Consider the following 25,115-nt stretch of genomic DNA (forward strand, 5'->3'; position numbering starts at 1 on the left):
GGTGTCGGCATATCGCGTACGAGAAAGGCGCCCGATGGCACAGCAGCCCGCTCCTCCCTCTCTCCCCGTGTCCGACGAGGTCGGCCGGCTCTACGACCGCTACACCGACCTCGGCAGTGTCACGCTGGGGGAGAACCTGCACTTCGGCTACTGGGACAGCCCGGACAGCACCACGCCGCTGGACGAGGCCACCGACCGCCTGACCGACCTGATGACCGACCGGCTGCGGATCGGGCCGGGCTCCCGCGTCCTCGACCTCGGCTGCGGCACCGGCGCCCCCGGCAGCCGGATCGCCCAGCGCACCGGCGCCGACGTGACCGGTATCTCGGTGAGCCACAAGCAGGTGGAGCTGGCCAACAAGCACGCCGCCTCGCTGAACCTGGCGGACCAGGTCCGCTTCGAGCGCGCCGACGCGATGGACCTGCCGTACGCCGACGCGTCCTTCGACGCCGTCATCGCGCTGGAGTCCATCATCCACATGCCCGACCGGGCGCAGGTGCTCAGCCATGTCGCAAGGGTGCTGCGCCCCGGCGGCCGGCTGGTGCTCACCGACTTCTTCGAGCGCGGCCCGATCCCCGACTCGGGGCGCCCGGCCGTCGAACGCTATCTGCGCGAGTTCATGATGACCATGGTCCAGGCGGAGGACTACCCGCCGCTGCTGCGTGGGGCCGGTCTGTGGTTCGAGGAGCTGACGGACATCAGCGTGCCCACGCTGCGCCGCACCTTCGTCGAGCTGTCCGCCCGCCTGACCGGCTCGGCCCCCGAGCTGTCCGCCGACTACGGCAGCGAGCTGGTCGACCAGTTCAATCCGGGCGACCTCGTCGACGTCCAGGAGTTCGGCCATCTGCTCGTCGTCGCGGTGCGCCCCGATGCCTGAGGCACCGGAGCCCAGAAGCGGCGTCGGTGATTTCTACGACCGGATCAACGACGCGATGGCCGAGGCCATGGGCGGCTTCCTGCACGGCGGCTACTGGAGGGGGGCGGACGACCCCAGCAGCGTGGAGGAGGCCGGCGTCCGGCTGACCGACTTCGTCTCCGACCGGCTGCGGCTCACCCCCGGGGACCGGGTCCTGGACGTGGGCTCGGGCAACGGCAAGGCGACGGTGCACATCGCACGCCGCCACGGGGTGAACGTCACCGGCATCACGCTCAGTTCCCACCAGGCCCGGCAGGCGACGGAGCTGGCCGAGGACTCCGGGCTCGCCGGCTCCGTGGAGTTCACGGTCCACGACATGCTCGAACTGTCTTTTCCGGACGCGTCCTTCGACGCGGCGTACGCCATCGAGACGGTGTGCCACGCCCAGGACCGCACCGACGTCTTCTCCGGGCTGGCCCGGGTGCTGCGGCCGGGCGGGCTGGTGACCGTGACCGACTTCCTGCTGGTGCGGCCGCTGGAGAGCGAGGACCACCGCTCGCTCGTCGAGGGCGCCATGAAGAACTACCAGCAGGGCCCCATGCTCACCCGGAGCGAGTACGAGGAGTGCGTGCGCGCGGCCGGCCTCGAAGTCGTCGAGTTCCTCGACATCGGCGAGTTCGTGCGCCCCTCGTACCGGATCGTCGGCGGCGCCCTCGCCCGGTCCGGGGAGGCGCTGCGCAAGCTCGTGACCGAGGAGGAGTTCCAGTACATGGTGAACGACCTCGGCCGCTTCGGGGACATCACCGAGCTGGGTTACGCCGTGGTGACCGCCCGCCGGCCCAAGGCGCCGGCCGCGAAGGGAAGGAGCTGAGCCATGTCCCATACCGAGACGAAACCCGCCCCCGCGGGCCGGTGGTCGGTGGCGTCCGCGCCCGGCCGGCTGCCGCTGCTGGGACACCTGGTCCCGATGCGGCGGCGCCCGCTGGAGTTCTTGACCTCGCTCCAGTACGAGGCCGACCTGGTCCGGCTGGAGATGAAGGGGCAGCCGCTGTACATGGCCTGCCACCCCGAACTCATCGACCAGATGCTGAAGGAACCCCGCACCTTCGACCGGGGTGGCCCCTTCTACGAGAAGACCCAGCTGCTCATGGGCAACAGCCTGGGCAACTGCCCCTACTCCGACCACCGGCGCCAACGCCGCCTGGTGCAGCCCTCGTTCCGGCGTGAGCGCATCGCCTCGTACCCGGAGGTGATGCGCGAGGAGGTGGAGGCGGAGACGGCCCGCTGGCGGCCGGGCGGGACGATCGACGCCAACGCGCGGTTGCACGCGGTCACCGCCCGCATAGGCGCGCGCGTGCTGCTGTCCACCGACATCGGCACGGACCACGTCGAGCAGATCGTGCGCTGCCTGCCCGTCGTCCTCAAGGGGATCTACCGGCGGATGGTCGCGCCGATCGATCTGCTGCACAAGCTCCCCGGGCCCGAGCGCCGCGCCTTCGAGAGCGCCCTGGAGGAGCTGCGCGCCCTCATCGACACGGTCATCCGCGACTACCGGGCCGCCGGGGTGGACCACGGGGACCTGCTGTCGGGGCTGCTCACGGCCCGCTACGACGACGGTGACCGGCTCTCCGACCAGGAGATCCACGACCAGGTGATGAACTTCCTCACCGCCGCCACCGAGACCACCGCGACCGCCCTCGCGTGGGCCCTGCAACTCCTGGGCCGGGAGCCGGAACACGAGCGAAGGCTCCAGGAGGAGGCGGACGCCTGGGCGGCGCGGGAGGGGCCGAAGGGGCACGGCCGGGACGATCTGCCCTACACCGGGCGGGTGATCACCGAGGTGCTGCGGATGTATCCGCCGGGCTGGTTCGTGACGCGGGTCGTCTCCCGGGACACCGAGCTCGGGGGGCAGCCGCTGGCCGCGGGAACGGTCGTCTTCTACAGTTCCTACGCCCTGCACCGCAACCGCTCCCTGTTCCCCGACCCGGAGCGCTTCGACCCGGACCGGTGGGCGCCGGAGCGCTCGGGAGAGGTGCCGCGCGGCGCGATGATCCCGTTCGGCTCCGGCAGCCGCAAGTGCATCGGCGACGACTACGCGATGGCGGAGACGAGCGTCGCGCTGGCCACGATCGCCTCCCGCTGGCGGCTGCGGCCCATCTCCACGACCGACGTCCACCCGACCCCGCGTGCCCTGGTGGGCATGGGGCCGCTGCCCATGCTGACGGAACCTCGCACCTGAACGGGGCCGGGTGCGGGCCGGGCGGCCGGGCGGCTGTGTCACCTACCCGACGTCGAGGACCCGTTCGGGCACGAGACGGACGAACACGAGGTCCTCCTCGGCGGGGACGTTCCCGCCGAGGAACTCCGCGTGCGGCAGCCCGGTGTACTTGCGGGAGATCGCGTCCATCAACCCCGGGTGTCTCTCGTGTGGTTCGAGTTCCGCGGCGCCCCACAGCGACACATAGGTGTACGGGGCCTCGGGCGGGTGAAGCAGGACACCGACCCGGCCGGAGCGCGTCAGCTCGCGCTCCTTCCGGCTGCCGCGCTCGATGCCGAACAGCAGGTGCGAGCCGTCATGGGTGACCCACACGACGGACTGGTGCGGTGTCCCGTCCGGCCCGACGGTGGCCACGACGGCGAAGACCGGCGCGTCCAGCAGGGCTCTGACCCGCTCCGTGAGCGGGACGCCGGTCATCGTGCCTCCGGGCCGCGCATCGGGCGCCGGCGCAGGTGCGGATCGGACAGCACGCGCGGCACGTAGTGGTTGTCCGCCCGGTTCAGGTCGGTGCCGGGCGGCACGATGGCGTCCAGCCGGTCCAGGACGTCGTCGTCCAGCACCACATCCGCACCGGCCAGCAGATCCGCCAGCTGTCCGGGAGTACGGGGGCCGATGACCACGGCGGTGACGGCGGGGTGGGCGCGGACGAAGGCCAGGGCGAGGTGGGCGAGGGAGACACCGGCCTCCGCCGCGACCTTCTTGAGCGCCGTCACCGCGTGTACCTTGGCGACGTTCTCCGGCACCGACAGGTCGAACCTGCGCGCCTCCAGGACGGCGCGGCCCACCCCTGGCCTGATGTCCTTGCCGGTCAGCCAGCCCGCGCCCAGCGGCCCCCAGGCCAGCACGCCCATGCCGTGCCGTCGCGCGGCGGGCAGGATGTCGGTCTCCGCACCGCGCGCGAGGAGCGAGTACTGCGGCTGCTCGCTGCGGAAGCGGACGTGGCCGCGACGCTCCGCGGCCCAGTGCGCCTCGACGAGCTGGTCGGCCGGGAAGTTCGACGTGCCGATGGCCAGGACCTTTCCCGACCTCACGAGATCGGACAGCGCGGAGAGCGTCTCGTCGATGTCGGTGTCCGGGTCGACCCGGTGCACCTGGTACAGGTCGAGGCGGTCGGTGCCGAGCCGGCGCAGCGAGCCCTCGACGGCCTGCATGATCCAACGACGGGAGTTGCCCTGGTGGTTGGCGTCCTTGCCCATGGGGCTGTGGAACTTGGAGCACAGCACGAGGTCGTCCCTGCGCCCCTTGATCGCCCTGCCGACAATGCGTTCGGAGCCTCCCTCGCCGTAGATGTCGGCCGTGTCGACCAGATTGATCCCGGCGTCCAGTGCGAGCTGGACGACTCGGGCGGCCTCGGCCTCGTCGGTGTTGCCCCAGGAGCCGAACATCATGGTGCCCAGGGCGAATTCGGTCACCGAGATGCCGCTTCCACCCAATATCCTTCGCCGCATGCGACGTACGCCTCTCTGCCGGCCAACAGATGAGCCATGGTCGTACCACTGTGACCCCCCGCCTCCCGGTCGCACCAGAGCGCGTCCCCGGCACGACCTGTTCGCCCGTACGCGGCCCATGACATGTGCCGCCCCGTCAGGTGCGTCGCCCGACGGCCGGACACGGCCGCGGCGCCGACCGCAGAGACCCACCACGCGAGGTACCCATGCCTGCATCGCCCAGGATCATCGACCGTGCGGAGCGGTTCATCTGGCTCTCCGCCCGTGTGCTGGAACAACACCGCTTCTCCTACCACTTCCTCGGGGGTGAGGCGGACGCCGTGGAACGGGCCCTGGCGGCCTACGCCCGGCCCGACGGCGGCTACGGCTACGCCCTGGAGGCGGACGTGCGCGGTCCCGCCCCGCAGCCGCTGCACGCCGCGACGGCCCTGCTCGTCCTGGACGAGATCGGGCGCTGCGACCCGGCACACACCGCCCTGCTCCTCGACCACCTCCCCTCCCTCACCTCGCCGGACGGCGGTGTCCCCGCGATCCACCCCGGGGGCGCCGGGTACCCCTCGGCCTCCGTGCTCCCGCTGCGGGACGACCCGCCGGGGGCGCTGCTGTCCACCGGCGTGATCGTCGGAACCCTGCACCGCAACGGCATCACGCACCCGTGGCTGGAGGCTGCCACGGAGTTCTGCTGGGGGGCGGTGGACTCGCTGGAGGGCTCCCATCCCTACGAGGTGGAGGCGGCGGTCACCTTCCTCGACGGTGTCGCGGTGAGGGACCGCGAGCGCGCCGCCAAGTCGGCCGAGCGGCTGGGGACGCTGGTGCGCGACGAGCGGCTCGTGGTGACCGACCCGGACCGCGCCGCGGAGTTCCCCGTGCACCCTTCGTACGCGCCGGGCGAGTACCACTACGTGTACGACGTCGCGCGCACCCCCGGTTCGCTGGCCCGCGGCTGGTTCTCCGACCGGGAGGTCGACCGGGCGCTGGAGCATCTGTGCGCCTCGCAGGAGAGCGACGGGGGCTGGCCCGTCCTGTGGCGGGTGTGGGCGCCCGGCACGCTCGCCGAGTGGCGCCCCATCGTGACGCTGAACGCCGTGCGCACGCTCCGGGCGTACGGCAGGATCTGAGCGCGCCGCTCGCCCGGGGCGCCCCCGGCTCCGCTCGCGGCCCATCAGCTCCGCTCGCGCCCCATCTCGGCGAGGGTGGACACCACCACGCTCTCGGGGACGTCCTCGACCCGTTCCACGCCGGACGGGCCGTCGAGTACGAAGGTGAGGCCGGTCGTCGCCTTCTTGTCCTGGCGCATGAGCGCGACCAGTTCGGCCGTCCGCACGTCCGCGGGAAGCCGCTCCCGCAGCCCGTAGGCGCGTACGGTCTCCAGGTGCTCGGTCACCCGAGCCCGGCCGACGCGTCCCAGGGCGCCCGCCAGCCGGCCGGCGAACACGGTGCCGATCGCGACGCCCTCGCCGTGGCGCAGCGCGAAGTCGGTGGCGCGTTCCAGCGCATGGCCCAGGGTGTGACCGTAGTTGAGGATGTGGCGCAATCCGGCGTCCCGTTCGTCGGCAGCCACGACGGACGCCTTGAGCGCGACGCTCGCGGCGATCTGTTCGTGCACCGGCAGGCCCCGCAGGTCACCGGCGCCGATGAAGTGGCAGCGGGCTATCTCGCCGTACCCGTTGGCCCACTCCTCCCGGGGGAGGGTACTCAGCAGTTCGGTGTCGCACAGGACCGCCCGGGGCTGCCAGTAGGCGCCGACCAGGTTCTTGCCCTCGGGCAGGTTCACCGCCGTCTTGCCGCCGACCGCCGCGTCGACCTGTGCGAGGAGTGTGGTCGGCAGGTGCACGACCGCGACCCCCCGGTGGTAGAGGGAGGCCGCCAGTCCCACGACGTCCGTGGTGGTGCCGCCGCCGCAGGAGATGACGAGGTCGGCCCGGGTGAGGCCGAACTCGGCGAACCCGCGGCACAGTTCGTGCACGGTGGCCAGCGTCTTGCGGTGCTCTCCGTCCTGGGCCCGGATCACCCGGTGCGCCACCCCCGGGTCCGGTACGGTCCCCGCGGGCCGCGCCGACACCACCACCGCCCGCGCCGCGCCGGTGCGTGCCACGATCCCGGGGAGCAGCGAGCGCGCACCGGGGCCGATGTGCACGGGATAGGAACGCTCACCCAGCTGTACGTCGATGCGCCGCGCAGTCGTCATGCGGCCAGTCTGCGGTTCGCAGCGCGCACCGAACAGACCACCACCGGCCAGGGGTTCCACCGGCCCGTGGCCGGGTCACCCCGACGCGGCGCGCTGCTGCCCGGGCAGCAGCGCCACCATGGACGTACCGGCCAGGATGGTCAGTCCGGCCACCGGGAAGGCACGCCCGTACCGGAGGCGAGTGCCGGGGCGCCCTCGCCCGCGTGGGCCGCGCGGGCTGGTGGAGATCGGCGCCGGCAGCGAGCGGCCGACGGCCCCGCCGCTCCTCGGTTCATCCCCGGCGAGCAACGGAGCACCGGTGAACTCGGTCCGGGGCGCGGGGGGAGGGGCGCGGCGGCTCACGGTCGAGCACCACCGGCTCACCGAGCGTGTCGACGATGCCGGCCAGGTCAGAAATAGCCGTCACGCTTCCGGTCCTCCATCGCGGTCCCGGAGAGCCTGTCGTCGGCCCGGGTGGCTCCCCGCTCCGACAGCCGGGACGCGGCGATCTCGGTGATGACCTTCTCGATGGTGTCGGCCGCGGACTCGACCGCGCCCGTGCAGGACATGTCGCCGACCGTGCGGTAGCGCACCCGGCGCTTCTCCAGGCGCTCCCCCTGTTCGGGCCCGCCCCACTCACCCGGCGCCAGCCACATGCCGCTCCTGGCGAACACCTCCCGCTCATGTGCGTAGTAGATGGCGGGCAGTTCGATCTTCTCGCGCCGGATGTACTGCCAGACGTCCAGTTCGGTCCAGTTGGACAGCGGGAAGACCCGGACGTGCTCACCGGGCGAGTGACGGCCGTTGTACAGCTGCCACAGCTCGGGGCGCTGGCGTCGGGGGTCCCAGCCGCCGAACTCCTCACGCAGGGAGAAGATCCGTTCCTTGGCCCGCGCCTTCTCCTCGTCGCGGCGCGCGCCGCCGAGCACGGCGTCGAAGCCGTTGCGGTCGATGGCGGCCAGCAGTGGCACGGTCTGCAGGGGGTTGCGTGTCCGGTCGGGCCGCTCCTGGAGCTCCCCGCGGTCGATGAACTCCTGCACCAGGGCCACGTGCAGGCGCAGCCCGTGACGGGCGACGGTGCGGTCCCGGTAGTCCAGCACTTCGGGGAAGTTGTGCCCGGTGTCGACATGCAGCAGCGGGAAGGGCACGGCCGCCGGTGCGAAGGCCTTCAGCGCCAGGTGCAGCATCAGGATGGAGTCCTTGCCGCCGGAGAAGAGGATCACCGGCTGTTCGAACTCGCCGGCCACTTCCCGCAGAATGTGGACGGCCTCCGACTCCAGCAGTTCGAGATGGGACAGGACCGGGTCCGTGCTCAACAGCGTCCTCCACAAGGTCAAAGCGGCTTCGAAACGTCTTGCGCCGGGGCATCAGGCGGTCGGGGGCACGGGCGCCCGGCCCTGTGCTCTTGTGGTCCTGAGCGATGGTGCGGTACGTCGCGTGGGCGGCTCCGGGAAGGACCGCGAGGCGCCGGCCCGCCGGCCGGCGGGTCGCTCGATCGTCGCCCGGCGTCGGGCCCGGCAGCCGCGTGGCGCGGTAGCGGGAACAGCTGCGCAAGCCCTCGGGCGGGACTGGCAAACTGTGACAACCACCACTACGCAGAGTCAAGTTGGCCTCCGGTCGCCACGACGATCTGACCGAAAGTCCCCCCTCCGCCCGCTCCTTCGGCCGGCTCCCGGCCCTCCGGTGGCCCTCTGGAAAGACCCGCGTCCCGCTGCTAGCTTGACGCCGCACGCACTGAGGGGGCGCCTGCGTCCGGGGCCCGTTCGCGACGCGACAGGGGGAGCGAGTGGACGAGACGGCGACACCCGCCATCAGCGGCACCACCCGCCTGTTCGCGGTCGTCGGCGATCCCGTCGCCCAGGTCAAGGCGCCCTCCCTGCTCAATCCGCTCTTCGCCCGCCTGGGCCTGGACGCGGTTCTCTTCCCGGTGCACGCCGAACCCCGGCACTTCGCGCACGTGATCACCGGGTTGCAGCGCACCACGAACGTGGACGGCCTGCTGATCACCGTCCCCCACAAGATCAGGGCGTGCGCGTTCGCCGACGAACTCGGTCACAGCGCCGCGCTGTCCGGCAGCGCGAACGCGATGCGCCGCGACGAGGACGGCCGGTGGCGGGCGGAGAACTTCGACGGGCGGGGGTTCGTCGCGGGGCTGAGCGCCCGCGGCCACGCGCCGAAGGGAAAGGTCGTCCGCCTCTCGGGCGCCGGGGGCGCGGGCCGCGCCATCGCGGCGGCGGTCCTCGAAGCCGAAGCGGCCCAGCTGCTGGTGCACGACCCGGACCGGGCCAAGCGCGAGGTGCTGCGCGGCCGGCTGGAGGAACACTGGCCCGGCAGGGTCACCGTGCTCGACTCGGCCGACGGGGCACCCGGCTGCGACATCGCCGTCAACGCCACTCCGCTCGGCATGCGCCCGGCGGACCCGCTGCCCTTCGACCCGAAGTCGCTGGGCGAGGGCACACTGGTCGCGGACATCGTCATGGAACCGCGCGACACACCCCTGCTCCTGGCGGCGTCCGCACGCGGCCTCCCGACCCATCGCGGCCACCACATGCTCGACCACCAACTGAGCCTCTACCGAACGTTCTTCGGGCTCCGGAGGGAAACCTCGGCGGGGCGCCGGGCCCGGCGCCCAAGCCCGGGTGACGCGGCCGACGCGAGCGGCGGGTGAGCGTCCCGCGCGGGCCTCAGAGGCCGCTTCTGCCCGTCGCCCAGTGCACCTGCGTGCGCACCGCGTAGCGGGGCCAGGCCCGCTCGCCGCACAGGTGGCGCACGACAGCGCGGCAGGTCGTCGCCTCCCCCGCGACATAGGCGATGCCCGCCTGGGGCGGCAGCTCCAACCGCCGTACGGCATCCAGCAGCAGGCGCGAGGCCACGGCGGACCCGCGGCCGCGGTGCACCCAGGGCAGAGAGCGGGCGCCGTACGGGGCCGAGAACTCCTCCTCCGGCCCGGTGGTCTCCAGCACCCCGTGGGCCTCGGCCTCGGCCGGCAGCGCGGCCAGCATGGTCAACAGGGGTACGGCGCCCGTCTCTTCGCCGACGAAGACGTGGTAGCGCGCCTTGGGGTCCAGCGAGATCCGGTTCCTCGGCGCGCCCACCCTGGTCCGGGTCCCCGCCTCGACGGAGTCGGCCCACCGGCTGCCCGGTCCGCCCGGCCGGTGCAGGGCGACGCGTAACGTCAGCCTGGCCCGTGAGGGGTCGGCCGCCCAGACGGAGTACGTCCGCAGCTGCGGGACACCCGCCTCGTCCGGCACCTCCACCGGCAGGTGTGCGCCCGGTTTGCTGCGCAGGACCGTGAGGGCGGGGCCCACGAGGGTCAGCTCCCGCAGGTGCGGGGTGACCCCACGCACCTCGGCCACCTTCACGTCCACCATCCGGGTGTCCTGGAACCGGTGCCGCTGACCCGTACCCCGCCTGGACATGCCAGAGAAACTCACCCGTCCGCCCCTTCCTGATCCGCTCGCCATCGATCCGCCCGGTCGTCCGGCGCCGCTCCGCGCCCCGCGCACTCCGCAGGCTTCCGCCGACGCCCCGTCACCCTACCCACGCACGTCCCACGCCCCGGCCACGCGCCACTCACGCTCGGTGACGGTCGGCCTGGGGCCGTAAGCACAGTCGGCGCCCCCTCCACATGCCGGCATGTCACTCAGCGTCACTTCCGCGGCAGGGAGGACTGCGCCGAGCCGATCGTCATGCGGGGGGGCGTCCTCACCGACACCGAGTCCGCGCTCCGCACGGCATGGCTGACGGCCTGCGACCGGACGGAACGGGAGCTGCGCGCGCTCGCCGGCGACCGTCTCGACCTCCCGGCCGGCGAGCCGGGGGTGCGCACCGCGGTCGTGCGGGTGCTGGACGAGCACCTCGGCGCAGCGGTCCTGGCCGGCACCGACCTGACGGAGTTCGAGGACGTCGCGGCTCTCTCCCGGCGCCACGCCCACGCGATCCGCACGGCCACCGGCGGCGCCGTCGGCAACCCGTCGCACAGGAACGACTCGCCGGGACCCCCTCCCGCGGGACGCCCCCGTCGCCGCGTCGGAGATCGACGACGCCGGGCAGGCAGAGATTTTTCCCGCAACGGGCGTTCACCCTGTGAAGAACATGCGCTGGAGGCCCGATCGGCTGAGTCAGCCGCCCCGTCGCACGGCACGCACGCCCCGTGGTGCCCGCGCGACTCGTCGGCGTCCAGCACCTCTCCGGAACGGTAAGAATCCAGGGGTCTGACGCCGAAGAGTCAGACCCCATTTGACCTGCATGTCTGCCAGATCAGCGAAGTGGTTTGAACTCCAGCCCTTGACCCGGCAGGCGGTACGTGCCAGTTTCACCACCTGTACGGGATGGCCGGCGGAGCACCCCAAGAGGCGGACCGGGACACCCGTCCGGGCGAACAGAGCCTTGGCCGACGCCCGGTCGTGCTCATCCGAGGGGTGCACCGACCAGGGGCAGCGGCAGGGGCCACCCGGCCCTTGGCGCGTACCGGTGCCGACCGGCCGCGCCCGCACCAACGCCACCTGTTCCGCCCCCACTGGGGGACCGGCTCAGTGACGACGACAGAGAATTCAGTAGCGATAGCGGGCCGCGAGGATCACGATCCCCTTGTCCGTGACCAGGTAGGCCAGGCGGTGCTCGTCGTCGATCCGCCGCGACCAAGCACCCGGCAAGTGGTACTTGAGCGGCTCGGGCTTACCGATTCCAGTGAAGGGGTCGCGTTTGACGTCCTCGATGAGCTTGTTGATCCGAGCGAGCATCTTGCGGTCGTTCTTGAGCCAGGACGTGTAGTCCTCCCAGCCCTGATCTTCGAAGACGAGTCTCACTCAGCACCCTCACTGGCCGCATCCGGCGAGTCAGGGTCGATCAGCTCTCGCTCCGACACGTTGATGTCGGCCAAGGCATTCTCGTACGCCTTGAGCAGTCGGCGAGCGTTCGCCGGAGAGCGCAGCAGGTACGAGCCTTCGCGCAGGGCTGCATAATCCTCGGCCGAGACGAGTACGGCATTGCCGTGCTTGGAGACGATCTCGATGGCCTCGTGGTTGTCGTTGACCTTCTTGATCAGCGGAAAGAGAGCCTTGCGGGCTTCGCTCGCAGTTATGGACATGACCTGCCCCTCTCCATCAGTGGTACTGAATAACGTACCACTCTCACTGCTCATGAACAGAGCAGACGCCCAGCGAAGGGGCAGACCTCCCGGCATGAGCAACAACAAGGGGCCAGCCCTCGAAGGGACCAGCCCCCAGCCGCTACGGACTCGACGAAACCATCGACTCACGGCAATGAACCGCTCACACATTGAAGCGGAATGCCTGCGGGTCACTCCTGACCTGCGGCGGAGCACCGTCCAAGGCGCTGGCCAGCACTTTCACCGTTTGGGTGCGTTGGCCGCCGACGGGCGCCTACGAGCATCCTGCGGACTGTTTACGGACTGGCGGGTCCTCCACCGGTCGGGAAACTCATGGCACCGGGACCAACTCGTCGATGAGACTGCGTCGGCGAGCCGGGCAAAGGGACATCACACCGCCACGAGCCGGACGCGATCGCCGCACAGCTTGACCATGTCGTCGATATCGGAGGTCAACATGACCACGGGGCGGTACTGCCGCAACGCGGCCTCGGCGACCGCAGCATCGATCGCATACTTGTGACCGTGCAAACCGGCATCCATCAGCAGCTTCGAGGCCGCCTTCGCCTCCTCGTCGCCCACGGGGACTACGCGCAGTCCGGAGAGCACCCAGTTCAGGCGGGGCTTGTTCGTACGGACATGGACGACCTCGATGATGGTGAGCGCACTGATCACGACCTCCATGCCTCGCGAGCGCGCCTCAGCCACCAGAGCCACCACCTGCTCGTCGTCGGCGAGGAGCTTCGAGAGCCCCTCACTGTCGAGGACCAGTGTCCCCTCGTGACTCAGCTTGCGGCGGGCCACTCGGCCTCCTCTGCGAACACCTCGTCGAAGACCTGCCGCGCCCGCTGACGAGCCTGCTCGGAGACCGGTCCCTTGCGGTTCTCGTAGTCCGCCAGGTACTCGTCCAGCACCTGGCCGCGCAGCTCACGCTCGACCGCCGCGGCGATGAACGCGGAGAACTCCCGCTTGCCCACCCGCGCACGGATCGCCTCCGCGGTCCCCTCCGGAAGCGACAGGCTCACCCGCGTCGCCGGCCCTTCTCCGATGCTGTACGTCGTCTCAGCCATGACCCAAGTGTGTCAAACAAGTAGGAAAAGTGCTACGGCCCGCGCCCCCGCCGCCCACGCGGGAGCCACCCGGAAGAGACCGGGGAAGAGTCGCCCGCCCCGCCCCCTCTCGTCGCACACCGCACAGTCCGCGACCCGCACAGAAGCCAACCACCATCCCCGGCACAATCTCAGCACGGTAGGGATGACCAGGGATGATGACAGGTGAAGACCAGGCAGGTTTCCCAGCACGGAAAACAACCAGGGGCCCGCCCCCGAAAGGTCGGACCCCTCCTGACTTGCATGTTTGTTAGATCAGTGACGTTGCGGCACAGCGCCTACTACACGTTGAAGCGGAACTCCACCACGTCGCCGTCCTGCATGACGTAGTCCTTGCCCTCCATGCGGGCCTTGCCCTTGGCGCGGGCCTCGGCGACCGAGCCGGTTTCGACGAGGTCGGCGAAGGAGATGACCTCCGCCTTGATGAAGCCCTTCTGGAAGTCGGTGTGGATGACTCCGGCGGACTCGGGGGCGGTGGCGCCGCGCTTGATGGTCCAGGCGCGGGATTCCTTCGGGCCGGCCGTGAGGTACGTCTGCAGGCCGAGGGTGTTGAAGCCGACGCGGGCGAGGGTGGCGAGGCCGGGCTCCTCGGCGCCGACCGACTCCAGGAGCTCCATGGCGTCCTCCTCGTCCAGCTCGGCGAGGTCCGCCTCCAGCTTGGCGTTGAGGAAGATCGCCTCGGCGGGGGCGACCAGGGCGCGCTGCTCGTTCTTGAAGTCCTCGTCGGTCAGCTCGTCCTCGTCGACGTTGAAGACGTAGAGGAAGGGCTTGGTGGTGAGCAGGTGCAGGTCGTGCAGGGGCTCGGCACGCTCGCTGCCCTGGAGGATGCCGTGCGCGAAGAGCGTGTCGCCCTTCTCCAGGATCTCCTTGGCCTCCTCGACCGCCTTGACCTTGGGCGCGATGTCCTTCTTGATCCGCGACTCCTTCTGCAGGCGCGGCAGGACCTTCTCGATGGTCTGCAGGTCGGCGAGGATCAGCTCGGTGTTGATCGTCTCGATGTCGTCCTTCGGCGAGACCTTGCCGTCGACGTGGACGACGTTCTCGTCCTTGAAGGCACGGATGACCTGGCAGATCGCGTCGGACTCGCGGATGTTCGCCAGGAACTTGTTGCCGAGTCCCTCGCCCTCGCTGGCGCCGCGCACGATGCCCGCGATGTCGACGAAGTCGACCGTCGCCGGGAGGATCCGCTGGGAGCCGAAGATCTCCGCGAGCTTCGTCAGGCGGGCGTCGGGGACACCGACCACGCCGACGTTCGGCTCGATGGTGGCGAACGGGTAGTTGGCCGCCAGCACGTCGTTCTTGGTCAGGGCGTTGAACAGGGTCGACTTGCCGACATTCGGCAGGCCGACGATTCCGATCGTGAGCGACACGTTGCGACTTCCCGTACGTGAGGTTGGGGGACGAGGACCCGACGACTGGTCTGCGTGGGCCGATCCACCAGTCTACGGCGTGCCCGCCCTCCTCCCCGGCGACCTGTCGAACGTCTGGACGGTCTTCGCTTTCCGGCGTGTCTGACGGGCTATTCGGCACATAAACAGACCTAAGTTGGTCCAGTGGAGCAACCCAGGACGCGAGCCGCCCGGTACGGACCGCGACGCGACAGGCCGCCCAGGCCTCCCCGGCCGCCGCTGCCCCCGCAGGCGGGGCGGGCACCCGGGGGCGGGGTCGCGCGGTCCGCCCGGCCCGCCGCCCGCCCGGTGCCGGGGCGGTCGGCGCCAGGTCGCCCGGCGCCCGGAGGGCCGGCGCCGGGCCGTCCGGCCCGGGCCCGGCGGCCCGTTCTCCCTGCCGCCCGGAACCTGCCGAACCCCCGGCTCACCGGGCTGGGCGGCGGGCTGTTCTGCGGCTTCGTGATGCTGACGCTCGGGTTCCTCGTCGCGCTGCTGTTCGGGTCGGTCCAGACCGTGTACGGCGTCCTGTTCCTGCCGGTGTGCGTGCTGACGGCGCTGTGGGTGCGCGAGGAGGACCTGCTCACCGCGCCCGTGATCGTCCCGATCGCCTTCGCCCTGGGGCTGCTTCCCCTGGTCGACGACGGTGGGAGCGGCGGCTGGCTGATGGGCATGGTGACCGGCCTCGCCACCCAGGCCGGCTGGTTGTACGGGGGCACCCTCGTCGCCGGTGCGATCGTGCTCGGCCGGAGGATGCGGACGGTCCGCGTACTCAACCGCCGGGCCGCCGCCGCCCGCAGCCGACTCCGGGCCTGAACTGCTCCGGGCCGGAACTGCTCCGGGCCGGAACTGTTCCGGGCCTGAACGGCTTCCGAGCTCGAGCGGCGGACCGGACCCGGCGCACGCTCCGGGTCCGGAGCAGACTCCGGACCCGGTCCGCCGCGGGGCGTCACACGCCCGTGGCCGCCCGCATCGCCGCCCCGACGATGCCCGCGTTGTTCTGCAGCCGCGCCGGGACGACCTCGGCCTTGATGCCGTGGATGTGGTGCAGGAACCTGTCGGACTTGCGGCTGACGCCGCCGCCGATGACGATCAGCTCCGGCGAGAACAGCATCTCCACATGGGCCAGGTACTTCTGCACCCGTCGTGCCCAGTGCTCCCACGTCAGCTCGTGGTCCTCCTTGGCCTTGCTGGAGGCCCGCTTCTCCGCCTCGTGGCCGTTCAGCTCCAGATGGCCGAGCTCCGTGTTGGGGACGAGGAGGCCGTCCACGAACACGGCGCTGCCGATCCCCGTGCCGAAGGTCAGCAGGATGACCGTGCCCCGGCGGCCCCGGCCGGCGCCGAAGTGCACCTCGGCGATGCCCGCCGCGTCCGCGTCGTTGACCACCGTCACGGGCATGCCGCCCAGTCGGTCGCCGAGCAGCATGCGCGCGTCGGTGTCGACCCAGCTCTTGTCGACGTTGGCCGCCGAACGGACCGTGGTGCCGTCGGTGACCACGCCGGGGAAGGTGACCCCGACCGGTCCGGACCAGCCGAAGTGGTCGACGACCTCCTTGACGCCGTCGGCCACCGCGTCCGGCGTGGACGGGTGCGGGGTGAGGACCTTGTGGCGCTCCTGCGCGAGGTCCCCCTTGTCCAGGTCGACCGGGGCACCCTTGATCCCGGAACCGCCGATGTCCACACCGAAGATCTGCATGGACCTACGGTATGTCGGACGGCGGACGGTCACCGCACCGGATGCCGCCGCCCTCCGGAACCCTCCGGAACCTTCACGGGGGTCACCCCGCGGAGTGCGCCCCCGGCCCGTCCGACCCGGTGCCGCCGCGCTCCGCCACCAGCGCCGCCGCCTCGTCGCGCAGGTCGCGACGGAGCTCCTTGGGCAGCGAGAAGATGATGGACTCCTCGGCGGCCTTGACGATCTCGACGTCCTCGAAGCCGCGCTGCGCGAGCCATTCCAGGACCTGCTCGACCAGGACCTCCGGCACCGAGGCGCCCGAGGTCAGGCCGACCGTGGAGACGCCCTCCAGCCATGCCTCGTCGATCTCGTCGGCGAAGTCCACCAGGTGGGCGTCGCGGGCGCCCGCGAGCTTGGCGACCTCGACGAGCCGTACGGAGTTGGAGGAGTTCCGGGAGCCGACCACGATGACCAGGTCGGCCTCGGCGCCCATCTGCTTGACCGCGAGCTGACGGTTCTGCGTGGCGTAGCAGATGTCGTCGCTGGGCGGGGAGATCAGCTGGGGGAACTTGCCCTTGAGGGCGTCGACGGTCTCCATGGTCTCGTCCACCGAGAGGGTGGTCTGGGAGAGCCAGACCACCTTCGACGGGTCGCGGACCTCGACCTTGGCGACGTCCTCGGGGCCGTCGACGAGCTGGATGTGGTCGGGCGCCTCGCCGGAGGTGCCGATGACCTCCTCGTGGCCCTCGTGCCCGATCAGGAGGATGTCGTAGTCCTCCTGGGCGAACCGGACCGCTTCCTTGTGCACCTTGGTGACCAGCGGGCAGGTCGCGTCGATGGTGGCGAGCCGGCCGCGCTCGGCCTCCTCGTGGACCACGGGGGCCACTCCGTGCGCGGAGAACATGACGATGTTGCCCGGGGGCACCTCCTCCGTCTGTTCGACGAAGACGGCTCCCTTCTTCTCCAGGGTCTGCACGACGTATTTGTTGTGCACGATCTCGTGCCGGACGTAGACGGGGGCCCCGTACTGCTCGAGGGCCTTCTCGACGGCGATCACGGCGCGGTCCACGCCCGCGCAGTAGCCCCGGGGGGCGGCGAGCAGGACACGGCGGCCAGACGAAGCGGTCATGCGTCCCATCGTAAGGGCCACGTCCGGCGGGCCGGTGATCGCGTCCGGGGAAGGGGAAGGGGAAGGGGTGCGGGCCGGTGGACGGGAGGGCCCGCGTTGTCGACAGGCGGGAGGGCCCGCGTTGTCGGTGGTGCGCACTACTCTCGCGGCATGGCTCTCAACACGTCTGCGGAAGCGCCGATCCCGGTCGGTGAGGTGTCGCGGCTCATCGGGGGGTGGATCGACCGGCTCGGCGCGGTGTGGGTCGAGGGGCAGATCACCCAGCTGTCGCGGCGCCCGGGCGCCGGGGTGGTGTTCCTGACGCTGCGGGACGCCTCGCACGACATCTCCGTCGGCGTCACCTGCTACCGGCAGGTGTTCGACGCCGTCGCCGACGTGGTGAGCGAGGGCGCGCGCGTCGTGGTGCACTGCAAGCCCGAGTGGTACGCCCCGCGCGGGCAGCTGTCGCTGCGGGCCGCCGAGATCAGGCCGGTCGGGGTCGGGGAACTGCTCGCCCGGCTGGAGCAGCTGAAGAAGTCCCTCGCCCGGGAGGGTCTTTTCGCGCCGGAGCTGAAGAAGCCGCTGCCGTTCCTGCCGCGGCTGATCGGGCTGGTCTGCGGACGCGCCTCGGCCGCCGAGCGGGACGTGCTGGAGAACGCCCGGCGCCGCTGGCCCGCCGTCCGCTTCGAGGTGCGCAACGTCGCCGTGCAGGGGGTACACGCGGTGCCGCAGGTCGTCCAGGCCGTGAAGGAGCTGGACGCGGTCGACGAGGTGGACGTGATCGTCGTCGCGCGGGGCGGGGGCAGCGTGGAGGACCTGCTGCCGTTCTCCGACGAGCAGCTGGTGCGGGCGGTGGCGGCCTGTCGTACGCCGGTCGTCTCGGCGATCGGGCACGAGCCGGACAGCCCGCTCCTGGACCACGTCGCCGACGTACGGGCCTCCACTCCGACGGACGCCGCCAAGAAGATCGTCCCGGACGTGGGTGAGGAGTACGAGCGGGTGCGGCTGCTGCGCGACCGCGCGCGGCGCTGCGTCCAGGCGTTCGTCGACCGGGAGGAGCGGGGACTGGCCCATGCCCTGGCCCGGCCGTCGGTCGAGGATCCGTACCGGATGGTCGACGCGCGGGCCGGGGAGGTCACGGCGCTGCTCGACCGGGCCCGGCGCTGTCTGCGCCACCAGCTGGACCGGACCGACTCCGAGCTGACGCACACGCACGCGCGCGTGGTGGCCCTGTCCCCCGCCGCGACGCTCCAGCGCGGGTACGCCGTGCTGCAGCGGGCCGACGGGCAGGCGGTGCGCGATCCGGGCGGGGTGGAGCCCGGTGAGGTGCTGCGGGCGCGGGTGTCCGAGGGTGAGTTCACAGTCCGAGTCGATGCGTAGGGTGGGCGGATGACCAGCAAGAAGGACCAGTCGACGGCGGCCTCGGCCGAGGCCGAGGCGCTCGGTTACGAGCAGGCGCGGGACGAGTTGATCGAGGTCGTGCGCCGCCTGGAGACGGGCGGTACGACGCTGGAGGAGTCGCTCGCGCTCTGGGAGCGGGGCGAGGAGCTGGCCAAGGTGTGCCGCCGTCGGCTGGACGGGGCGCGGGCCCGGCTGGACGCGGCACTCGCACAGGAGGAGACCGGGGGCTCCGGGGGCTCCGAACGGTGAGGTGACGACTGACCGCGGCTGTGAAGTGGGTCACCGGATTCCGCACTTAATTGAACGTTGAACTTTATTGGCGTAACGTCGTTCCCGTCAGCCGATACGTGGCACCCCCACGGATTTGGCTCATGAATCCGACGTATACCCCGAGAAGGTTCACCCCATGTCTTTCGTTCTTGACCCCGCCGCCCAGGACCTCCTGTTCCGCGAGGCTCGCACCGCCAACACGTTCACCGACGAGCCGGTGACCGACGAGCAGATTCAGGCGATCTACGACCTGGTCAAGTACGGCCCGACCTCCATGAACCAGTCGCCGCTGCGCGTCACCCTGGTCCGTTCCCCCGAGGCCCGCGAGCGTCTCGTCCAGCACATGGCCGAGGGCAACGCGACCAAGACGGCCGCCGCCCCGCTGGTCGCCATCCTCTCCGCGGACAACGAGTTCCACGAGGAGCTGCCGCAGCTCTTCCCGCACTTCCCCGGGGCCAAGGACATGTTCGCCGGCGACCGCTCGATGCGGGAGGGCCAGGCTTCCCTGAACGCCGCCCTGCAGGCCGCGTACTTCATCATCGGCGTCCGCGCCGTCGGCCTGGCCGCCGGACCGATGACCGGCTGCGACTTCGAGGGCATCCGCAAGGAGTTCCTCGACGACGACCACACCCCGCTGATGGTCGTCAACATCGGCCGTCCCGGTGAGAACGCCTGGTTCCCGCGCAGCCCGCGCCTGGAGTACGACAAGGTCGTCACCACCGTCTGACGGTCACCGGCATGCGGAAGGACCCCCCGACAAGATTCTGTCGGGGGGTCCTTCCGCATGCCGGTCCGTCGTACGCCCGTCAGCCGGACGCCGGTGCGGCGGGGTCGACGCGCAGCGCCTCGGCCATCCGCGTCAGCTGGTCGAAGGAGGCCGTGCCGGTCACCACCGTGGTCGAGCCCTCGGGGTCCTCGTGCACCAGCGCGTCGTAGTGATCGCCCTCGTACCGGGTCCAGGTCCTGCCGTCGATCTGCTGGGTGGTCCCGGTCTTCTCCGCGCCCTGGGTCGCGTCCTCGATGAAGACCACCGGCTTCTCGGTGGACTGCTCGACCGCCACGTACTGCCCGTCGGGGGCCCGGTAGCCGAGGTGCCAGGACTCGAAGTCCTTGCCCCGGTAGCGGACGGAGGTGGGCTTCCACTCCTCGGGCAGCCCCTCGGGCGCGGCCACCGGGTAGGAGGCGGCGCGGCGTGCGGTCAGCAGGTCGACCCGGTAGTCGACCCGCTGAAGATCGGGCTCCGACTCGTCATGCGGGCTGAACAGCCAGATCACTCCCGCGGCGAGCAAGATGAGGCCCAGGGAGAGAACCATGTCCCGGGCCGATTTCTGCGTGCTGTTCGTTCCTGCCACGCCTCTATCGTCGCAGGTCCCCGTCGCGCTCATCCGTGGGGTCCCCTGCTCATTTTGTCATCCCGGCGCTAGAGTCACCCCATACCCTCATCCGGCCGTCGTCGTACAGAAAGGTGCGCTCCGATGACCGAGCACCATCAATTGCCGTCCGAGCTCGATGTGCCCTCCGAAGCTCCCGACCGCAACCTCGCCCTGGAACTCGTCCGGGTCACCGAGGCGGCGGCGATGGCCGCGGGGCGCTGGGTCGGGCGGGGCGACAAGAACGGCGCCGACGGTGCCGCGGTACGTGCCATGCGCACCCTCGTCTCCACCGTCTCGATGAACGGCGTCGTCGTCATCGGCGAGGGCGAGAAGGACGAGGCCCCGATGCTCTTCAACGGGGAGCGCGTGGGCGACGGGACGGGACCCGAGTGCGACATCGCCGTCGACCCGATCGACGGCACCACGCTGACCGCGAAGGGCATGACCAACGCGATCGCCGTGCTCGCCGCCGCCGAACGCGGCTCGATGTTCGACCCGTCCGCGGTGTTCTACATGGACAAGCTGGTCACCGGGCCGGAGGCGGCCGACTTCGTCGACATCGACGCGCCGGTGTCCGTGAACATCCGCCGGGTCGCCAAGGCCAAGCGGGTCACGCCCGAGGACGTCACCGTGGTGATCCTCGACCGGCCGCGGCACGACGGCATCATCAAGGAGATCCGGGAGACCGGGGCGCGGATCAAGCTGATCTCCGACGGCGACGTGGCCGGCTCGATCCTCGCCCTGCGCGAGGGCACCGGCATCGACCTGCTGCTCGGCATCGGCGGCACCCCCGAGGGCATCATCTCGGCCTGTGCCGTGAAGTGCCTCGGCGGCACCCTCCAGGGCAAGCTGTGGCCGCAGGACGACGCGGAGCGGCAGCGCGCGATCGACGCGGGGCACGACCTCGACCGGGTGCTGACCGACGCCGACCTGGTCACCGGGGAGAACGTCTTCTTCGTGGCCACCGGCATCACCGACGGCGAGCTGCTGCGCGGGGTGCGCTACCGCTCCGAGACCGCCACGACCGACTCCATCGTGATGCGCTCCAAGTCCGGCACGGTCCGCCGGATCGACTCCGAGCACCGGCTGAGCAAGCTGCGCGCCTACAGCGCGGTGGACTTCGACCGGGCGAGGTAGCCCCGCGGGGTTCGCCAGGGGTTGTTCCGGGGGGTCACGGGTGTGCGGTCCGTGGCCCCCTCCCGGCCCCATGGGGCTCGTCGAACGGTGCGGGTCCGATGGGACCGGGCGCACAGCTCCCCGCGCCCCTTCCGGCACACGGTGACGCAGGGAGCGCCCCGCGTTGCGGTACAGGGGCGCAGTTCCCCGCGCCCCCGTCGAGTCCGATCAGCCCGCTGCGGCTATGGGGCCGCCGGTGTGCGCCGTCTTCTGCAGCTCCAGGTCGCGGCGGCGGCGCCGGGCCAGGACCACCCGGCGCTCGGCGGCGGTCAGGCCGCCCCAGACGCCGTAGGGCTCGGGCTGGAGCAGCGCGTGCTCCCGGCACTCGACCATCACCGGACAGCGGCCGCAGACCCGCTTGGCGGCCTCCTCGCGGGAGAGCCGGGCGGCCGTGGGTTCCTTCGAGGGGGCGAAGAACAGCCCTGCCTCGTCACGCCGGCACACCGCCTCGGTGTGCCAGGGCGTGTCCTGATCCCTGTCTCGCGTCGGCACCCGCTGGGCCGGAACGGCAGCTACCTGCAGGGACGAATGCGGCGGTTGCGGCACGGGTCTACTCCTGACGACGGCTTCGCGAGCGAGAGACGATGCAGCAAGGCCTACCCGCTGTGCGCACGCCTATGCACTGAGTTCCGAACCGCCGCTTCCGGCACCGGAATTCGGCACGGACCGCCTCCGCACCCCGCGGACGCCGCACCTCTGCCCACCCCGCCGTACGAGCACCGGGGCATCAGCCCGCCACACGAGCAGCGGAGCATCAGAACGCCGGGGCAACAGAACGCCGGGGCAACAGGGCTCCGGGGCAGCAGGGCGACAGAGCGCCGGGCCATCGGAGCGGCAGCACGCCGGAGCCGCAGAACGTCAGTGGTCCAGGCCCCTGCGCTTGTCCACCGAGCGCTGCACCCGGTCGAGGATGTCCGCCACCAGCTTGCCCCGCTTGGGCCGCGCCTCGACATTGCCCAGCACCGCCCAGCCGTCCACGTAGACCACCGGGGCCTCGGGGTCCTCCGCGTCCAGCGAGGCCACCTCGAAGTTGCCGAGCACGCCACCGCCCATGCCGCGCAGCGACACGTTCTGCGGGACGCGGACCTCGACGTTGCCGAAGACCGAGAAGGCCTTGATCACGACCTGCTGGTGGTCGAAGAGCGCCTCGCTGAGGTCTATCTCGACGTTGCCGAAGACCGCGTACACATGGATGCGGCGGCCGGCCCGCCAGCGGCCCTTGCGGGTGGCGGAACTGAAGACCGCCACCACGTTCTCGTCGGGGTCCACCGGGATGGCGCCGGCGGTGGGGCGGCTCGGCGCCGAGGCGTGGGCCACGCGCCCCTGATGGGCGGCCGGCAGGTCCCGGACGAACACCTCGAGCTCGCCCGCCGTCTTGGCGGCCAGCACGCCCTCGACACGCTCCGCGTGCTCGTCGGCGGTCAGCCGTCCCTCCGCGAGGGCCTCGCGCAGGAGGTCGGCGACGCGGTCACGGTCCGCGTCCGAGACGCGCAGGTCGGCGGCCGGCGCGGCGCCGTCCCGGGGCTGGGCGTGCTTCTGAAGGTCCACGACAGCAGCGTACCCAAACGCGATAGATCGCGACCAGCCCCTGTCGGGAACTACTCGTGAACGCGTCCGGAAGCCGTCGGAAACCCGCCCCGCGCCCCCCCACGCCCCCCGCGAGAACCCGCCGGGAGCCTCGGGAACCACTGAGGACAACCTCACAAGCCCACCCGCGGCGACAGGCCATACGCTGGTGAGCGCCCGCCGACGGAGGCGGGCGGCCGTCTGTCGAGTGAGGAATGGGCGAGATGCCTGAGTTCGAGTACGCCGATCTGCTCCCCATGGGAGAGGACACCACCCCCTACCGGCTGGTGACCTCCGAAGGTGTCTCCACCTTCGAGGCCGACGGGCGGACCTTCCTCAAGGTGGAGCCCGAGGCGCTGCGCAAGCTCGCCGAAGAGGCCGTCCGCGACATCCAGCACTACCTGCGCCCCGCGCACCTCACCCAGCTGCGCCGCATCATCGACGACCCCGAGGCCTCGTCCAACGACAAGTTCGTCGCCCTGGACCTGCTGAAGAACGCCAACATCTCGGCGGCCGGCGTGCTCCCCATGTGCCAGGACACCGGCACCGCGATCGTCATGGGCAAGCGCGGCCAGAACGTCCTCACCCGGGGCGGCGACGAGGAGGCCCTGTCCCGGGGCATCTACGACGCCTACCGGAAGCTCAACCTGCGCTACTCCCAGCTGGCGCCGCTGACCATGTGGGAGGAGAAGAACACCGGCTCCAACCTCCCCGCCCAGATCGAGCTCTACGCCACCGACGGCGACGCCTACAAGTTCCTGTTCATGGCCAAGGGCGGCGGCTCGGCCAACAAGAGCTTCCTCTACCAGGAGACCAAGGCCGTCCTGAACGAGGCCTCCATGATGAAGTTCCTGGAGGAGAAGATCCGTTCGCTCGGTACGGCCGCCTGCCCGCCGTACCACCTGGCGATCGTCGTCGGCGGTACGTCCGCCGAGTACGCGCTGAAGACCGCGAAGTACGCCTCCGCGCACTACCTCGACGAGATCCCGGCCGAGGGCTCCCCGCTGGGCCAGGGCTTCCGGGACAAGGAGCTGGAGGAGAAGGTCTTCGAGCTGACGCAGAAGATCGGCATCGGCGCGCAGTTCGGCGGCAAGTACTTCTGCCACGACGTGCGCGTGGTCCGCCTGCCGCGGCACGGCGCGTCCTGCCCGGTCGCCATCGCCGTCTCCTGCTCCGCCGACCGCCAGGCCGTCGCGAAGATCACCGCCGAGGGCGTCTTCCTGGAGCAGTTGGAGAAGGACCCCGCGCGGTTCCTGCCCGAGACCACGGACGAGCAGCTGGAGTCGGACGCCGGCAACCCGGACGTCGTCGAGGTCGACCTGAACCAGCCGATGGACGCCATCCTGGCGGAGCTCACCAAGTACCCGGTCAAGACCCGGCTCTCGCTCACCGGCCCGCTGGTGGTGGCCCGCGACATCGCGCACGCCAAGATCAAGGAGCGGCTGGACGCGGGCGAGGGGATGCCGCAATACCTCAAGGACCACCCGGTGTACTACGCCGGTCCGGCCAAGACGCCCGAGGGTTACGCGTCCGGCTCCTTCGGCCCGACGACGGCCGGCCGCATGGACTCCTACGTCGAGCAGTTCCAGGCGGCCGGCGGCTCCAGGGTGATGCTGGCCAAGGGCAACCGCAGCAAGCAGGTCACCGACGCGTGCGAGGCGCACGGCGGCTTCTACCTCGGCTCGATCGGCGGCCCGGCCGCCCGGCTCGCCCAGGACTGCATCAAGAAGGTCGAGGTCCTGGAGTACGAGGAGCTCGGCATGGAGGCGGTCTGGAAGATCGAGGTCGAGGACTTCCCGGCGTTCGTGGTCGTCGACGACAAGGGCAACGACTTCTTCCAGGACCCGGCGCCGGCCCCGACGTTCACGACGATCCCGGTGCGGGGACCCGGGCTGGCGTAGCGCCCCGGGGGCGGCGGTCGAGGGCTTCGGCTCCCGCCGCCCCTTCCCCTTTCCGGCCCCCGGGCCGCACCCCGAACCCCCTCCGGCCCCGGAAACGCCCGTGAGGGCCGCCACGGGGTTCCGCATGCCCGGATAGCGGACGCCGTGTTCTTTTTTTGGACAACCTGCCCGCGCGGGCCCCGCTTCCGTTGACTCCTTCAACCTCCGCTGTGAGTCTTCTCGCCAATCTGACATGCACGCGCCATGTCGGACTCCCTGTGGCCCACCCCACGGCCACTTCCCGAAGGAGACA

At 71.1% G+C, this 25,115-nt stretch carries 28 protein-coding genes; 12 read left to right on the forward strand and 16 right to left on the reverse strand.

Features of this window, described 5'->3' with window-relative positions; genetic code table 11:
- The first annotated feature begins 67 nt into the window (after positions 1–67).
- Genes ACTWJ9_RS11295 through ACTWJ9_RS11305 form a run of 3 tightly spaced genes read left to right on the forward strand, consistent with a single transcriptional unit; the run spans position 68 to position 3,095 of the window.
- Entirely contained in the window at positions 68–877 is an 810-nt protein-coding gene (locus ACTWJ9_RS11295; protein WP_279334117.1) for an SAM-dependent methyltransferase, read from the forward strand.
- Positions 870–1,727 (forward strand): SAM-dependent methyltransferase, encoded by an 858-nt coding sequence (locus tag ACTWJ9_RS11300; protein ID WP_443295638.1) that lies wholly within the window; start codon positions 870–872, stop codon positions 1,725–1,727. The genes ACTWJ9_RS11295 and ACTWJ9_RS11300 overlap by 8 nt, the downstream gene beginning before the upstream one ends.
- A gap of 3 nt (positions 1,728–1,730) precedes the next feature.
- On the forward strand, positions 1,731–3,095 hold the full coding sequence (locus ACTWJ9_RS11305; RefSeq protein WP_443295640.1) for a cytochrome P450: 1,365 nt from the start codon (positions 1,731–1,733) through the stop codon (positions 3,093–3,095).
- 42 nt (positions 3,096–3,137) lie between these two features.
- On the opposite strand, the gene ACTWJ9_RS11310 is transcribed toward ACTWJ9_RS11305, so the two are convergent.
- Complete coding sequence (locus tag ACTWJ9_RS11310; RefSeq protein WP_279334120.1) at positions 3,138–3,551, reverse strand: PPOX class F420-dependent oxidoreductase; 414 nt, start codon at positions 3,549–3,551, stop codon at positions 3,138–3,140.
- Positions 3,548–4,582 carry an aldo/keto reductase gene (locus ACTWJ9_RS11315; RefSeq protein ID WP_279334121.1) on the reverse strand — a complete coding sequence of 345 codons (1,035 nt, stop codon included), beginning with the start codon at positions 4,580–4,582 and terminating at the stop codon, positions 3,548–3,550. The genes ACTWJ9_RS11310 and ACTWJ9_RS11315 overlap by 4 nt, the downstream gene beginning before the upstream one ends.
- Positions 4,583–4,788: 206 nt before the next feature.
- Here ACTWJ9_RS11315 and ACTWJ9_RS11320 point away from each other — a divergent pair, with 206 nt between their 5' ends.
- Entirely contained in the window at positions 4,789–5,700 is a 912-nt protein-coding gene (locus tag ACTWJ9_RS11320; protein WP_279334122.1) for a hypothetical protein, read from the forward strand.
- A gap of 44 nt (positions 5,701–5,744) precedes the next feature.
- Here the strand turns inward: ACTWJ9_RS11320 and ACTWJ9_RS11325 are convergent, their stop codons facing one another.
- From ACTWJ9_RS11325 to cysD, 3 genes are all read right to left on the reverse strand, one after another.
- On the reverse strand, positions 5,745–6,770 hold the full coding sequence (locus ACTWJ9_RS11325) for a 3-dehydroquinate synthase family protein (RefSeq protein WP_279334123.1): 1,026 nt from the start codon (positions 6,768–6,770) through the stop codon (positions 5,745–5,747).
- A gap of 75 nt (positions 6,771–6,845) precedes the next feature.
- Positions 6,846–7,112, reverse strand: coding sequence for a hypothetical protein (locus ACTWJ9_RS11330; RefSeq protein WP_443295642.1), 267 nt, complete (start codon positions 7,110–7,112; stop codon positions 6,846–6,848).
- 47 nt (positions 7,113–7,159) lie between these two features.
- Entirely contained in the window at positions 7,160–8,065 is a 906-nt protein-coding gene (gene cysD, locus ACTWJ9_RS11335; RefSeq protein WP_443295643.1) for a sulfate adenylyltransferase subunit CysD, read from the reverse strand.
- A 470-nt stretch (positions 8,066–8,535) separates the two neighbouring features.
- Here cysD and ACTWJ9_RS11340 point away from each other — a divergent pair, with 470 nt between their 5' ends.
- Entirely contained in the window at positions 8,536–9,417 is an 882-nt protein-coding gene (locus tag ACTWJ9_RS11340; RefSeq protein ID WP_443295644.1) for a shikimate dehydrogenase family protein, read from the forward strand.
- A gap of 16 nt (positions 9,418–9,433) precedes the next feature.
- Here the strand turns inward: ACTWJ9_RS11340 and ACTWJ9_RS11345 are convergent, their stop codons facing one another.
- Positions 9,434–10,120, reverse strand: a complete 687-nt coding sequence (locus tag ACTWJ9_RS11345) for a siderophore-interacting protein (RefSeq protein ID WP_443295645.1) — start codon at positions 10,118–10,120, stop codon at positions 9,434–9,436.
- Between the two features lie 318 nt (positions 10,121–10,438).
- On the opposite strand from ACTWJ9_RS11345, the gene ACTWJ9_RS11350 reads away from it, so the two are divergent.
- The gene (locus ACTWJ9_RS11350; protein WP_443295646.1) at positions 10,439–10,951 is read left to right on the forward strand and encodes a hypothetical protein; all 513 of its coding nucleotides are present in this window, start codon (positions 10,439–10,441) and stop codon (positions 10,949–10,951) included.
- Between the two features lie 351 nt (positions 10,952–11,302).
- Here the strand turns inward: ACTWJ9_RS11350 and ACTWJ9_RS11355 are convergent, their stop codons facing one another.
- The 5 genes from ACTWJ9_RS11355 to ychF all read right to left on the reverse strand — a co-directional run bounded on the left by ACTWJ9_RS11355 (position 11,303) and on the right by ychF (position 14,338).
- A complete protein-coding gene (locus ACTWJ9_RS11355) occupies positions 11,303–11,557 on the reverse strand; it encodes a Txe/YoeB family addiction module toxin (RefSeq protein ID WP_443295647.1) in 255 nt (84 codons plus the stop codon).
- Entirely contained in the window at positions 11,554–11,838 is a 285-nt protein-coding gene (locus tag ACTWJ9_RS11360) for a type II toxin-antitoxin system Phd/YefM family antitoxin (protein ID WP_387036136.1), read from the reverse strand. The genes ACTWJ9_RS11355 and ACTWJ9_RS11360 overlap by 4 nt, the downstream gene beginning before the upstream one ends.
- Positions 11,839–12,249: 411 nt before the next feature.
- Positions 12,250–12,663 carry a DNA-binding protein gene (locus tag ACTWJ9_RS11365; protein WP_443295648.1) on the reverse strand — a complete coding sequence of 138 codons (414 nt, stop codon included), beginning with the start codon at positions 12,661–12,663 and terminating at the stop codon, positions 12,250–12,252.
- Positions 12,645–12,929, reverse strand: a complete 285-nt coding sequence (locus ACTWJ9_RS11370) for a hypothetical protein (RefSeq protein ID WP_055570483.1) — start codon at positions 12,927–12,929, stop codon at positions 12,645–12,647. The genes ACTWJ9_RS11365 and ACTWJ9_RS11370 overlap by 19 nt, the downstream gene beginning before the upstream one ends.
- Positions 12,930–13,249: 320 nt before the next feature.
- Entirely contained in the window at positions 13,250–14,338 is a 1,089-nt protein-coding gene (ychF, locus tag ACTWJ9_RS11375) for a redox-regulated ATPase YchF (protein WP_279334139.1), read from the reverse strand.
- Between the two features lie 183 nt (positions 14,339–14,521).
- Here ychF and ACTWJ9_RS11380 point away from each other — a divergent pair, with 183 nt between their 5' ends.
- Entirely contained in the window at positions 14,522–15,169 is a 648-nt protein-coding gene (locus tag ACTWJ9_RS11380; protein ID WP_279334140.1) for a DUF6542 domain-containing protein, read from the forward strand.
- A 133-nt stretch (positions 15,170–15,302) separates the two neighbouring features.
- Here the strand turns inward: ACTWJ9_RS11380 and ppgK are convergent, their stop codons facing one another.
- Together ppgK and ACTWJ9_RS11390 are read right to left on the reverse strand one after the other, a co-directional pair.
- Positions 15,303–16,049: a polyphosphate--glucose phosphotransferase gene (ppgK, locus tag ACTWJ9_RS11385; RefSeq protein WP_279334141.1), complete on the reverse strand. Its 747-nt coding sequence runs from the start codon at positions 16,047–16,049 to the stop codon at positions 15,303–15,305.
- Positions 16,050–16,131: 82 nt separating this feature from the next.
- Positions 16,132–17,166 carry a 4-hydroxy-3-methylbut-2-enyl diphosphate reductase gene (locus tag ACTWJ9_RS11390; protein ID WP_279334142.1) on the reverse strand — a complete coding sequence of 345 codons (1,035 nt, stop codon included), beginning with the start codon at positions 17,164–17,166 and terminating at the stop codon, positions 16,132–16,134.
- Between the two features lie 141 nt (positions 17,167–17,307).
- Here ACTWJ9_RS11390 and xseA point away from each other — a divergent pair, with 141 nt between their 5' ends.
- The 3 genes from xseA (at position 17,308) to ACTWJ9_RS11405 (ending at position 19,534) form a co-directional block, all read left to right on the forward strand.
- Positions 17,308–18,516 (forward strand): exodeoxyribonuclease VII large subunit, encoded by a 1,209-nt coding sequence (gene xseA, locus ACTWJ9_RS11395; protein ID WP_279334143.1) that lies wholly within the window; start codon positions 17,308–17,310, stop codon positions 18,514–18,516.
- Positions 18,517–18,525: 9 nt separating this feature from the next.
- Complete coding sequence (locus ACTWJ9_RS11400) at positions 18,526–18,786, forward strand: exodeoxyribonuclease VII small subunit (RefSeq protein ID WP_279334144.1); 261 nt, start codon at positions 18,526–18,528, stop codon at positions 18,784–18,786.
- Positions 18,787–18,943: 157 nt separating this feature from the next.
- Positions 18,944–19,534, forward strand: a complete 591-nt coding sequence (locus tag ACTWJ9_RS11405; protein WP_279334145.1) for a malonic semialdehyde reductase — start codon at positions 18,944–18,946, stop codon at positions 19,532–19,534.
- A 79-nt stretch (positions 19,535–19,613) separates the two neighbouring features.
- Here the strand turns inward: ACTWJ9_RS11405 and ACTWJ9_RS11410 are convergent, their stop codons facing one another.
- On the reverse strand, positions 19,614–20,159 hold the full coding sequence (locus ACTWJ9_RS11410) for a DUF4245 domain-containing protein (RefSeq protein ID WP_388703041.1): 546 nt from the start codon (positions 20,157–20,159) through the stop codon (positions 19,614–19,616).
- 123 nt (positions 20,160–20,282) lie between these two features.
- Here ACTWJ9_RS11410 and glpX point away from each other — a divergent pair, with 123 nt between their 5' ends.
- Positions 20,283–21,317: a class II fructose-bisphosphatase gene (gene glpX / locus ACTWJ9_RS11415; protein WP_279334147.1), complete on the forward strand. Its 1,035-nt coding sequence runs from the start codon at positions 20,283–20,285 to the stop codon at positions 21,315–21,317.
- A 207-nt stretch (positions 21,318–21,524) separates the two neighbouring features.
- On the opposite strand, the gene ACTWJ9_RS11420 is transcribed toward glpX, so the two are convergent.
- A complete protein-coding gene (locus tag ACTWJ9_RS11420) occupies positions 21,525–21,902 on the reverse strand; it encodes a WhiB family transcriptional regulator (protein ID WP_279334148.1) in 378 nt (125 codons plus the stop codon).
- Positions 21,903–22,214: 312 nt separating this feature from the next.
- Positions 22,215–22,904 carry a DUF1707 SHOCT-like domain-containing protein gene (locus ACTWJ9_RS11425; RefSeq protein ID WP_387041240.1) on the reverse strand — a complete coding sequence of 230 codons (690 nt, stop codon included), beginning with the start codon at positions 22,902–22,904 and terminating at the stop codon, positions 22,215–22,217.
- Between the two features lie 233 nt (positions 22,905–23,137).
- Here ACTWJ9_RS11425 and ACTWJ9_RS11430 point away from each other — a divergent pair, with 233 nt between their 5' ends.
- Positions 23,138–24,823 carry a fumarate hydratase gene (locus tag ACTWJ9_RS11430; protein ID WP_387041243.1) on the forward strand — a complete coding sequence of 562 codons (1,686 nt, stop codon included), beginning with the start codon at positions 23,138–23,140 and terminating at the stop codon, positions 24,821–24,823.
- Positions 24,824–25,115: the final 292 nt, after the last annotated feature.

The organism is Streptomyces sp. GDS52 (assembly GCF_052246875.1).
Lineage (GTDB): Bacteria > Actinomycetota > Actinomycetes > Streptomycetales > Streptomycetaceae > Streptomyces > Streptomyces cathayae.

Bases quoted from the DNA above. Each gene is read 5' to 3' on its own strand.
- ACTWJ9_RS11300 (WP_443295638.1), top strand. From the start codon at position 870: ATGCCTGAGGCACCGGAGCCCAGAAGCGGCGTCGGTGATTTCTACGAC.
- ACTWJ9_RS11305 (WP_443295640.1), top strand. From the start codon at position 1,731: ATGTCCCATACCGAGACGAAACCCGCCCCCGCGGGCCGGTGGTCGGTG.
- ACTWJ9_RS11310 (WP_279334120.1), bottom strand. From the start codon at position 3,551: ATGACCGGCGTCCCGCTCACGGAGCGGGTCAGAGCCCTGCTGGACGCG.
- ACTWJ9_RS11315 (WP_279334121.1), bottom strand. From the start codon at position 4,582: ATGCGGCGAAGGATATTGGGTGGAAGCGGCATCTCGGTGACCGAATTC.
- ACTWJ9_RS11320 (WP_279334122.1), top strand. From the start codon at position 4,789: ATGCCTGCATCGCCCAGGATCATCGACCGTGCGGAGCGGTTCATCTGG.
- ACTWJ9_RS11325 (WP_279334123.1), bottom strand. From the start codon at position 6,770: ATGACGACTGCGCGGCGCATCGACGTACAGCTGGGTGAGCGTTCCTAT.
- ACTWJ9_RS11345 (WP_443295645.1), bottom strand. From the start codon at position 10,120: ATGGTGGACGTGAAGGTGGCCGAGGTGCGTGGGGTCACCCCGCACCTG.
- ACTWJ9_RS11350 (WP_443295646.1), top strand. From the start codon at position 10,439: ATGCGGGGGGGCGTCCTCACCGACACCGAGTCCGCGCTCCGCACGGCA.
- ACTWJ9_RS11360 (WP_387036136.1), bottom strand. From the start codon at position 11,838: ATGTCCATAACTGCGAGCGAAGCCCGCAAGGCTCTCTTTCCGCTGATC.
- ACTWJ9_RS11370 (WP_055570483.1), bottom strand. From the start codon at position 12,929: ATGGCTGAGACGACGTACAGCATCGGAGAAGGGCCGGCGACGCGGGTG.
- ppgK (WP_279334141.1), bottom strand. From the start codon at position 16,049: ATGCAGATCTTCGGTGTGGACATCGGCGGTTCCGGGATCAAGGGTGCC.
- ACTWJ9_RS11390 (WP_279334142.1), bottom strand. From the start codon at position 17,166: ATGGGACGCATGACCGCTTCGTCTGGCCGCCGTGTCCTGCTCGCCGCC.
- xseA (WP_279334143.1), top strand. From the start codon at position 17,308: ATGGCTCTCAACACGTCTGCGGAAGCGCCGATCCCGGTCGGTGAGGTG.
- ACTWJ9_RS11400 (WP_279334144.1), top strand. From the start codon at position 18,526: ATGACCAGCAAGAAGGACCAGTCGACGGCGGCCTCGGCCGAGGCCGAG.
- ACTWJ9_RS11405 (WP_279334145.1), top strand. From the start codon at position 18,944: ATGTCTTTCGTTCTTGACCCCGCCGCCCAGGACCTCCTGTTCCGCGAG.
- glpX (WP_279334147.1), top strand. From the start codon at position 20,283: ATGACCGAGCACCATCAATTGCCGTCCGAGCTCGATGTGCCCTCCGAA.
- ACTWJ9_RS11430 (WP_387041243.1), top strand. From the start codon at position 23,138: ATGGGCGAGATGCCTGAGTTCGAGTACGCCGATCTGCTCCCCATGGGA.